This window comes from Levilactobacillus parabrevis ATCC 53295 (genome assembly GCF_001434055.1).
GTDB lineage: Bacteria > Bacillota > Bacilli > Lactobacillales > Lactobacillaceae > Levilactobacillus > Levilactobacillus parabrevis.
This window is the reverse complement of record NZ_AZCZ01000016.1, coordinates 49,278-58,398: the sequence shown is the minus strand read 5'-3', so window position 1 is coordinate 58,398 and position 9,121 is coordinate 49,278. Positions and strand designations below refer to the sequence as shown.

Genomic DNA, 9,121 nt, shown 5'->3' with positions numbered 1-9,121 from the left:
CAACAACAGTTGACATAGAACCGAAGTAATCTCCCAGCTCAGACTTCGTGGTTAATTCGGCTAGGTCGACAACCGTAGAACTTGATTGCCGACTGCTCTAAGGATTCTATAGCTGCTAAAGAAGTGTCGAAAATAGATGACGGCTCTAAAGGTTCTTTGTGACGTAAGATTTGAGTGCATTATTTTTCTAGGGATTCATGGATTGAGTTGATCATAACAGAGCCTTTCGTAAATAGCGACAACTATCGTATTGGGGGTCCGGGCGGTTAAAGGCGTCGTCGGTTCTTCGAGTCAACCACTGCTGACGACAATCACCATGATAGGGGACTAATACCGACTCAGAAGGTTTGTAGGGCATACAAAAAGGGAGCAGTCGCCACTGCTCCCTCACACGACACCACACTAGACTTGCGGTTACCCATAGTATACGCCGTTCACGAATCTAGAACAACGCTTTCATTACTGATTTTGTCAGTTGAATGACTAGCCCTGAAAGGAGCAGGTAGAACACTGCGCCTTTTTCGCGACTGGTAAGCCGCACGTAGACTTGCGGAGAATGCTGCCAAGGTTGATTGTTAAGCTACTAGCGTGTAACCGACAAAGGCACTGACGACCCCCAAGGTTGCGGATAGTGCTAAGTAGCTCATCGCCGTGATGGGTTTGTGGTCAATCAGCTTGATGAAGTCGTTAGTGAACGTAGAGAAGGTGGAGAAGCCACCTAGGAAGCCACTGGCGACCTGAAAGAGTAGGGCGGTTGGCGCGAGTAGTCCGGTTGCGATTCCTAGTAGGCCAGAACCCAGAATGTTAATGGTGACGGTGGCCACTGGGAACTGCGTCGGTCGAATGACCAGGTCGGTCACGTAGCCTACTGTGAAGCGTGTCAGGGCGCCGCAGCTGCCAGCTAAGCAGATGTAGAGGATTGCCAACATTAGCCATCACGCCCTTTCGGTGACGCGAGCGCTGATGTGGAAACCAAGAACAGCGGCCCCACACCCCAGCAGTAGGCTGGCTAGCCAGTAGATAAGTGCTAGTCCCAGTGCCCCTTGCTGTAAGAGGGCTACGACGTCCATGGAGAAGGTTGAAAAGGTCGTGAAGCTCCCAACGAGGCCGACAGTTAGACCGGCCATCACGGCTTCTGAGAGGGGGATTAGGGTGGGAAGCGTTTTGGAAATGAAGGCGAGGAGAAAGGATCCCACCACGTTGATCAGGAGAATCGTTGTCAAATGGTGATTGGTCATCGAGGTGAGACCAAGCCGTAAGAGACTGCCACAGAAGGCAAATGCAAAGATTGCGCTGAGCTTTTTAAGCATACTGAGGACCTCCAATTTGTGATGAACTCGCAAACACCCATAGGCATAGCCATCCACGATTGGTTGAAACATCTGGCAGTGGGTGGCATGCTTATGGGTGTTTGCATGGGGCTATGTGGATTACAGGGAAGAAACGATGTCAAAATAATGGAGAACTCGCTGAACGCGAGACTTAGGCATTGGCTTGCTTCTTGTGCAAGTTGGCCAGTAAGAACAGGATGGTTCCGACGGCCAACAGGATAATGGCGATGTAGAAGCCCAAGACTTTGGAACCGGTGGCATCAGAGATACTCCCAGTCAAGGCGGGGGCAATGATTGAGGACATCATCCCGAAGAAGTTGAAGACCCCTAAGGTTGTCCCAACACCGACTGCTGGGGCGTTTTCACCCAGCCAGGAGATGATGATTGGTTCAACGGCTAGCTTGCCCAGGAATCCGTAAAGAATCAGAGCAGTCAGTAGGAAGGCGGAAGTCTTGGCTTGCACCGTCAGCAGGAGCATTGCGGCGGAGAGGAGTTCCAAAACGACAATGAATTGAATCTTTTTATTTAGGTATTTATCAGCTAATTTACTGAAGAATAGGGCACCAGGAATCGAGGCGAAGGCAACCAGTGATGAGGAGAAACCAATGGCAGCACCGTGGAAGCCCCGTTCAGTTGCCAGGAAATTAGGTAACCACGTCACAATCATGTAGTAGGCGTAGCAGGTTGCGAAATATAAAATGTAGGCGAAGAGCATCTTGGGCTGGAAGAGGGTGCTGAGTGACACCTTTTCCTTAACTTTAGGCTCCGCAGCGGCAGCGGCTTTAGCAGCTTCTTCGGCAGCTTGGATGTTCACAATATCATCTTTGTTGCTCTTAATAATAGCTTGGAATGCAATGACCATGCAGATAATCATGACAATCGTGATGTACATCATCGTTTGCCAAGGCATGCCTTGTTGGGCGACTAAGAAACTCGATAGAATCATACCGAGCCCGGAACCAACGGCGGAACCACTGTTCACGATGGCCGTGGAGAAGCTCTTCTTGTCGGCGGGGATGTTTTGTGAAGTCAGGGAGTAAGCGGACCCGTAGAAAGACCCACAGCCTAACCCGGCTAAGACGGAACCCACGTAGATCATCTGAATGGAGCTGGCCATGGCCACGATGAGGGCGGCGATGGCAAATAGTATAAATCCGGGAATCAACACGCGCTTTTTCCCAATCTTATCGACCAGGAATCCCGCGGGAATCTGCATAATAACGTAACCTAAGAAATAGAAACTTGAGATGGAACCTAACGCGGTGTCAGAGACCCCGCCGCCAAGTGATGAGCGGATTTGGGGGTAGACCGGCGCAAGGGCAGAACGGTAGATCCAAATGGTAATCCAGCCGGCACAGAGTAAGATGACGATCTTCTTCCAATAGGCCATACCTGATTTTTCTGTAACTTTGTCCATGATAAGTCCTCCAATTTCACCATATATGTAAACGCTTACAAGGACAATTATAAGGAGATTCACAAGAAATTCATTGCATACTCTGCACCATAAATTAATGGTATTTGTCTATTTTAGCTAAATATGTTTTAATTAGGGAGATGAAAGCGCTAACTTTTTTTACTTAAGGAGGCTAACTAAAGTGAGCACACTCAAAGAGTTACTGAACTTACCGCGATTCTCAGATTTGGAAGTTTTATCGATTCACAAAGACATGGAACGACCGGTCGAAAGTGTCGAAATTACCGAAACCCCCGATGTTGCAAATTTTATTCCGGAACATGTCATTATCTTGACAACGGCAATGGTTTTTCGGAATGGACAGGAGAAGTTGAAACCGTTTCTGGCATCGCTTAAACAGCGAAATGTCACGGCTTTAGGAATTAAGGTTGGCCGGTTTATTGATAAGATTGATCCGTCAGTGGTGAAATATGCGACTGAGATTGATTTACCAATTATAAAAATTCCTAGTGGTCAGCCGTTAGGTAGTTTACTCTACCAAATGCAAAGCTACTTATGGGACACGAAAACGGAACAACTTACATATGCGCTAGACATTCAGAAGAGTTTTTCTAACTTATTGATGCATGATGTCAGCAACGGCCGCTTTATTGCGGAACTTGGAAAAATTATTAATGCACCAGTTATTTTATTGAATCCGTGGCACAAGGTCATTGGCAATTCTCAATTTTTCTCGGAATCTGATCATCCGGCTTCTTTCTACGCGGAACAGCTTAGTTCACATGATTATCAACAAATCAACGAAGGTAAAAGTACGTTGATGATTAACGACATTCGTGGGGAAAAGGTCCAAATATTGGGCTATCCTGTTAAGGTGGCTAACTACTTCCCGTATTATATGTTGATATTAAAGCCGGAACAGATTCCATATCCGATTTCTGAGTTTGCGATTGAGCAGGCAGTGCTGGTGTTGACGTTTATTTTGTATAAGAACCGTAAAGTTCAAGAGTTCTTTGACTTGATGAAGAGTGACTTTTTGTCACAATTGATTAAAGCTAAAACCACTCAGGAAGATAATCGTGATTGGATTGACTTGGGTGATAATTATGGCCTGATTCCAAGTGATTATTATCGGATGGCCTTGGTACACTGTGTGCCAAATGACAGTATCCGTAATCAAATATTCTATCGCAAAGAGGAATCTGAAGTCGCTAATAGTTGGTTGCAGGAACAACTTCCTTTGAAGATTCGCGATGTGGTGGCGTTTAAGGTCAAGAATAGCAACGATATTGCCTTACTTTTTCAATCGAAAGAAGTTGGCTTCGAACGAACAGTGAAGAATTTGGTGAAGGAACTTAAAGATGCTTTGAAGATAAATCTGAGCTTTTCCTTTGGTAATCCATATGACAAGATTGAAGATATTTCAAACTCCTACATTGAAGCCAAATCAGCTTTGGAGGAAGTTAAGCAGCGGGAGAAGCCCGACACGATGAATTACTATCATCCTAAGGGATTAATCGGATTATTTGATGAGACGAACAACGAAGATATTCACTACTATTGTGAAAAGGTATTGAAGGATTTGGCTTATCCGGAAGATCCAGCAATTATTGATTTAAGAAAGACTTTGCAGTTTTACTTAGACTTTAATTGTGAGATTACTAAGACTGCCAATACATTATATCTTCACCGGAACACGATTAAATATCGGATTAAGCAGTGTGAAAAGATTTTGGGACAATCTGTGAAGAACCCGCAAACTAGTTTGAATTTACGACTCGCTTTGGAATTATCTAAGTCGGAAGATGTGCCCGTAGTGTAGGCCGAGTACAAGGCTTATATTGTTTCATTGGATGGTGACAGTCGTCTACGTATCGTCGTAGTGCGGCTGTTTTGTTATCCAATGATTGCTATAGAATTCAGTTCAATCTTGCAACAAAGCAACCCGCATTCATTGCACCCTCACCAACTTTCCACTAAGCTAGGGGAAACGAGCGCCAACACAGAATGGAGGAATGGCGATGACGACCCCACTAAGATTTGATGAAACGCGTTATCAGTCGGCGCAGGTGACGATTGACGGGCAAGTTTTGCGGTACCGTGCCTTTCTTGGCCTAGACTACGTGACCATGCCGGTTGATGCTATTCAGCAGCTCAATGTCTTTGTGCCCGAACCATACTTTAACAACGGCCAGGTCAACGGCTATACGCGAGTCACGGCGCCCATCTTCATGCCCAACACGGTTGGGGACTATCTGCCTGGGCCACGTGATTTTCCTGGTAACCAGGAATCCTTTAGTCGAGGGGCGACGATTTTACAAGCGTTGATGCGTGGCTACGTCGTGGTTTCCGCTGGTCTACGTGGTCGGACCTCCAAGACAGCTCAGGGGGAATATAGCGGCAAAGCCCCCGCATTTATCATCGATATGAAGGCTGCCATCCGTTACGTCAAATTCAACGCCGGTTGGCTCCCTGGTAATCCAGCTCGGATTGTTACCAATGGAGCTAGCGCCGGTGGAGCGATTGCAGCCCTTGCTGGCGCCAGCGGGAATGCGGACTTCTTTGAAACGGCCCTGCAGGATTTGGGAGCAGCACCGGCGACCGACGACATCTTTGCCGTTTCAGCTTACTGTCCAATTCATAACTTGGAGCACGCGGATGCCGCTTATGAGTGGCAGTTCAATGGCCTGACTGAGTGGCATCAGCAGCACTGCACCGTCGTGAATAATCAAGTGAAGCGGACATCAAGCTCTGGTGAGTTGACAGTAAGCGAGCAACGACTTTCCAGTGAGCTGAAATCAGCGTTCGTTCCCTATCTCAATCATCTTGAGTTGAAGGACCATGCTGGTAATCCCTTGCAGCTTCAGGCCGATGGGTCTGGTAGCTTTCGCCGGTTTATCGATGATTATTTGACCGTTTCCGCCCAGCGAGCGCTCTCAACGGGGAACGATGTGACGGCCTTTCCGGGCGTTAAAGTCAATAACGGTCGGGTGGCGAGTCTGGACTGGTCGGCCTATCTTCGAGGAATTACTAGAATGAAACGGGTATCGGCCTTTGATGCACTCGACTTGAGCAGTCCGGAGGCGAGTCTGTTCGGTAGCCGACTGATAGCGGCGCGGCATTTCACGACCTTTGCACAGGAACACAGTGCGGTTCCCGCGCAATTGGCCGATACCAGCCTTGTGGCAGCGATCAATCCACTGACCTATCTCATGGCGCATCAGAGTCAGATTGCTCAACACTGGCGGATTCGTCACGGCGCTGCCGACCGAGATACGGCATTCGCAATTCCAGTGATTCTAGCAACTAATTTACAGAATCACGGCCTTGATGTGGATTTTGCCTTGCCGTGGGGACGGCCTCATAGCGGCGACTATGATTTATCAGAACTTTTTGATTGGATCGATAATCTATGCCAAACGGCAACATAATAGGTTTTATCGGCGTTCAACATGATAGATGTTGTGCGCTTTTTGTTCACTTTCAAATAAAAAAGCTTGCGTTAATATACCTATGGGGGTATATTGGTTAACGTTGTTGGTTGCGAAGAAATAATCAATCTAAATTTACGACAGCCATGATACTATGCGAAAGACATGTGCTGTCGTATGCTCTTAGCCGAGAACTTCGCAATTAACCATTAAATACCTATCAGGGTATCTAGGAGGGCTACAGATGATTAAAGAAATTCATGATCAAAACTTTGAACAGGAAACAAATACTGGGGTTACCGTCGTTGATTTTCGGGCCGACTGGTGCCCGCCATGTAAGATGATGGACCCTATCCTAAAGAGCCTTTCCGAAAGTGATGATTTCAAAACGAAAGTCACTTTTACTTCGCTTAACGTCGACCACGACCAGGAAGTTGCCAGTCGCTTCGATGTGCAGGGGATTCCCACATTTCTAATCAAAAAAGATGGCCGAGTGGTCGATCGCTTGGTCGGAGCTCGGCCCAAGCCGTTATTCGCCGCAGCTTTACAGAAAGTTTTGGACGAAGACTAATTTCAAATTAATAATTATATGAGGTGAAAGATGACAAAAAGATTTGACTACATCGTGATTGGCAGTGGTCCAGCTGCCTTTGGTTTAACACGGCGCTTAAGGAACAGCGGAGTACCAAGACTGCTCTGATTATTGACAACGACCGGTTCGGTGGAACCTGTCCTAACTACGGGTGCGAACCCAAGATTTTCCTTAGGCTCTTTTGCTGACCGCCGTAACCCCCGCATTTCAGTTTACTTTCCGTGCTGAATCACCTATGGTAAACGTAAATAAATGGAAAGGGTGGCGGAGATCATGAGTAAACTTTACGGGTACGTGCCGCTATTGACGGGACTGGGGAGTCTGTATTTTCTATTGGTCATGTCGCTAGTTCCCTCATCGACGAGCAGTCTCGGCTTGGACTTTAACTGGCACAATCCAGATGTCGTGGCAGTTTCCTTGATTCTAGTCGTGGTCGTTGTGACGGCTTGTGCCAAGAGTCGAACGGCCAAACGTATCGGGTTGCTGGTCAACGGCATCATCGTCTTGGGGATGACCGGCGATCTCCTGCACGTCCAGCATTCACCGCTACTCACGGACTATCTATGGTTGTGGGGAATTCTGATGTTATTTGATTTTGGACTACTCTGTTGGGGCAGTTATCAATTGTGGCGTAATCAAAAATAGAAAAACTGGCTCACCGGAAAACCCGTTAGCGCGGAGTTTCTGGTGAGCCAGTTTTAGTTTTTAGTGAATTTCAGACTTGTATTTGATCGAATCTTCCTCGGTAATCTCACGAACAACGCGGCATGGATTACCGACAGCCAGCGAGTTGTCGGGGATGTCACGGGTGACGACCGAGCCGGCGCCGATGACGCAACCATTCCCGATGGTAACGCCACCGATAACCGTCACGTTACTGCCGAACCAGCAGTTGTCACCAATTTTGATGGGCTTGTCGTATTCGATATCGAACAGCGAGCCGTCTGCGTGGGGTTGGAGGTTTCGTTCCTGGTAGCGCAGGGGATGCATGGGAGTTACCAGTGTGACGTTGGGGCCAAACCAGACGCTGTCGCCAATCGTCACATCGCCACAGTCCAGCACGGTAAAGTTGGCGTTGGCGTAGAAGTGTTTGCCCAAGTGGGTATAACTCCCGTAGTCAAAGAAAATCGGTTCTTGCAGGTAGGTGCCCTCACCGTGATTAGGAATCAGTTTTTTGAGGATCTCCTCACGCTTTTCGCTCTCGTCGTCAAAGGTCATGTTGTATTCCTGAGATAGCCGATGTGCGTAGTGGAGCCGTTCCTGAAGCTTGGGGTCAGATGGGTCGTAGAGTTTACCCGCTAACATTTTTTCTTCTTCGGTCATGTCAAAAGATCTCCTTAGTAGTTAAATCACAATGCCTTCACAGTGGTCGACTTCGTGTTGAATGATTTGGGCCACGAAGCCGGTGAAGGTCTGATGCTGACGCTGGAAATTCTGATTTAAAAAGTCCACGTCAATCGTTTGGTAGCGCGTCGTTGGGCGTTCGCCGGTCAGTGACAGGCAGCCCTCGCTGGTCTGAAAGGGACCGGCTTTTTTCGTGATCTGGGGATTGATCATAGCTACGGGCAACACGCCCATGTCGACCACGATGATCCGCTTGTTAATGCCAATCATGTTGGCGGCCATACCGACGCAATTCTCGCTATTAGCCTTTAAGGTATCGAGTAGGTCCGTGACGACGGCTGCGTCGAGCTTAGTGGCCGGTTGCGCCTTGGTACTGAGCTGCGTAGGGTCGTGAACAACGTTTCTAATCATTGGTTTCCTCCAAAATTTGTTTAAGTTTGTTGGTTGTATTGTAGTTGCGGGCGCTGGTCTGCTTGTAGAATGGCGTGCCCATGATCTTTGAGTAGAACGAGCGGCTGAAATGGGCCCGCAGTGTCGAGGTCCAGAAGATAACGTTGGGCGTGATCAACACCCGGTCGTAATCAGTGGTGATGTGGTCGGTGAGCCAGCTGTCATGCGCCTGGTCATAGGTGTTCAATTTGAACAGGGCGTTGTGGCGTAAGGTCTCATCGGCGCCCCACCAAGCCGGTGCCTGGGCGAGGTCGGCAAGAAACTCCGGTTGCGTTAACAGGCGAAAGTCGATGGGAAACTCAAAATTGCGGGTCAGTATCTGAGCCACCAGACGGTTACAATCCGCAGCGGACTGGTCACTGGTGAAAAACAGATTACCGCTATTAATGTAGGAACGCACCGCCGTAAAGCCAGCAGTCGTCAGGAGGTCGCGTAGCGTGGCCATGGGGACTCTGTGGTTGCCACCAACGTTGATCCCGCGTAGAAGTAAGAGATAGTTCATGCCAACAATTCCTTTCCAGTTGTGAAATACTGAGGCCCATCACCATTGTTCGAT

The 9,121-nt window shown here is 48.0% G+C and carries 10 protein-coding genes; 4 read left to right on the top strand and 6 right to left on the bottom strand.

The genetic code is table 11. From position 1 onward, the window contains the following. Window positions 1-575: 575 nt before the first annotated feature. The 3 genes from FD07_RS05895 to FD07_RS05885 all read right to left on the bottom strand — a co-directional run bounded on the left by FD07_RS05895 (window position 576) and on the right by FD07_RS05885 (window position 2,748). On the bottom strand, window positions 576-929 hold the full coding sequence (locus FD07_RS05895; protein WP_020089436.1) for a fluoride efflux transporter FluC: 354 nt from the start codon (window positions 927-929) through the stop codon (window positions 576-578). Window positions 930-935: 6 nt separating this feature from the next. After that, the gene (locus FD07_RS05890; protein WP_020089435.1) at window positions 936-1,310 is read right to left on the bottom strand and encodes a fluoride efflux transporter FluC; all 375 of its coding nucleotides are present in this window, start codon (window positions 1,308-1,310) and stop codon (window positions 936-938) included. 172 nt (window positions 1,311-1,482) lie between these two features. Next, entirely contained in the window at window positions 1,483-2,748 is a 1,266-nt protein-coding gene (locus tag FD07_RS05885) for an MFS transporter (RefSeq protein ID WP_020089434.1), read from the bottom strand. A 181-nt stretch (window positions 2,749-2,929) separates the two neighbouring features. Here FD07_RS05885 and FD07_RS05880 point away from each other — a divergent pair, with 181 nt between their 5' ends. The 4 genes from FD07_RS05880 (at window position 2,930) to FD07_RS05865 (ending at window position 7,416) form a co-directional block, all read left to right on the top strand. Then, window positions 2,930-4,570 carry a PucR family transcriptional regulator gene (locus FD07_RS05880; protein ID WP_020089433.1) on the top strand — a complete coding sequence of 547 codons (1,641 nt, stop codon included), beginning with the start codon at window positions 2,930-2,932 and terminating at the stop codon, window positions 4,568-4,570. A gap of 199 nt (window positions 4,571-4,769) precedes the next feature. After that, window positions 4,770-6,179 (top strand): subtype B tannase, encoded by a 1,410-nt coding sequence (locus tag FD07_RS05875; RefSeq protein WP_020089432.1) that lies wholly within the window; start codon window positions 4,770-4,772, stop codon window positions 6,177-6,179. 244 nt (window positions 6,180-6,423) lie between these two features. Further along, the gene (locus FD07_RS05870; protein WP_020089431.1) at window positions 6,424-6,750 is read left to right on the top strand and encodes a thioredoxin family protein; all 327 of its coding nucleotides are present in this window, start codon (window positions 6,424-6,426) and stop codon (window positions 6,748-6,750) included. A 294-nt stretch (window positions 6,751-7,044) separates the two neighbouring features. Further along, entirely contained in the window at window positions 7,045-7,416 is a 372-nt protein-coding gene (locus FD07_RS05865) for a hypothetical protein (RefSeq protein ID WP_020089430.1), read from the top strand. 60 nt (window positions 7,417-7,476) lie between these two features. Here the strand turns inward: FD07_RS05865 and FD07_RS05860 are convergent, their stop codons facing one another. The 3 genes from FD07_RS05860 to FD07_RS05850 are packed head-to-tail and all read right to left on the bottom strand — an operon-like array spanning window position 7,477 to window position 9,067. Beyond that, window positions 7,477-8,094: a sugar O-acetyltransferase gene (locus tag FD07_RS05860; RefSeq protein ID WP_020089429.1), complete on the bottom strand. Its 618-nt coding sequence runs from the start codon at window positions 8,092-8,094 to the stop codon at window positions 7,477-7,479. Window positions 8,095-8,115: 21 nt separating this feature from the next. Next, window positions 8,116-8,526, bottom strand: a complete 411-nt coding sequence (locus FD07_RS05855) for a peptide deformylase (RefSeq protein ID WP_020089428.1) — start codon at window positions 8,524-8,526, stop codon at window positions 8,116-8,118. After that, entirely contained in the window at window positions 8,519-9,067 is a 549-nt protein-coding gene (locus FD07_RS05850; RefSeq protein WP_020089427.1) for a DUF1697 domain-containing protein, read from the bottom strand. Before FD07_RS05850 ends, FD07_RS05855 begins: the two co-directional genes overlap by 8 nt. Window positions 9,068-9,121 lie beyond the last annotated feature (54 nt).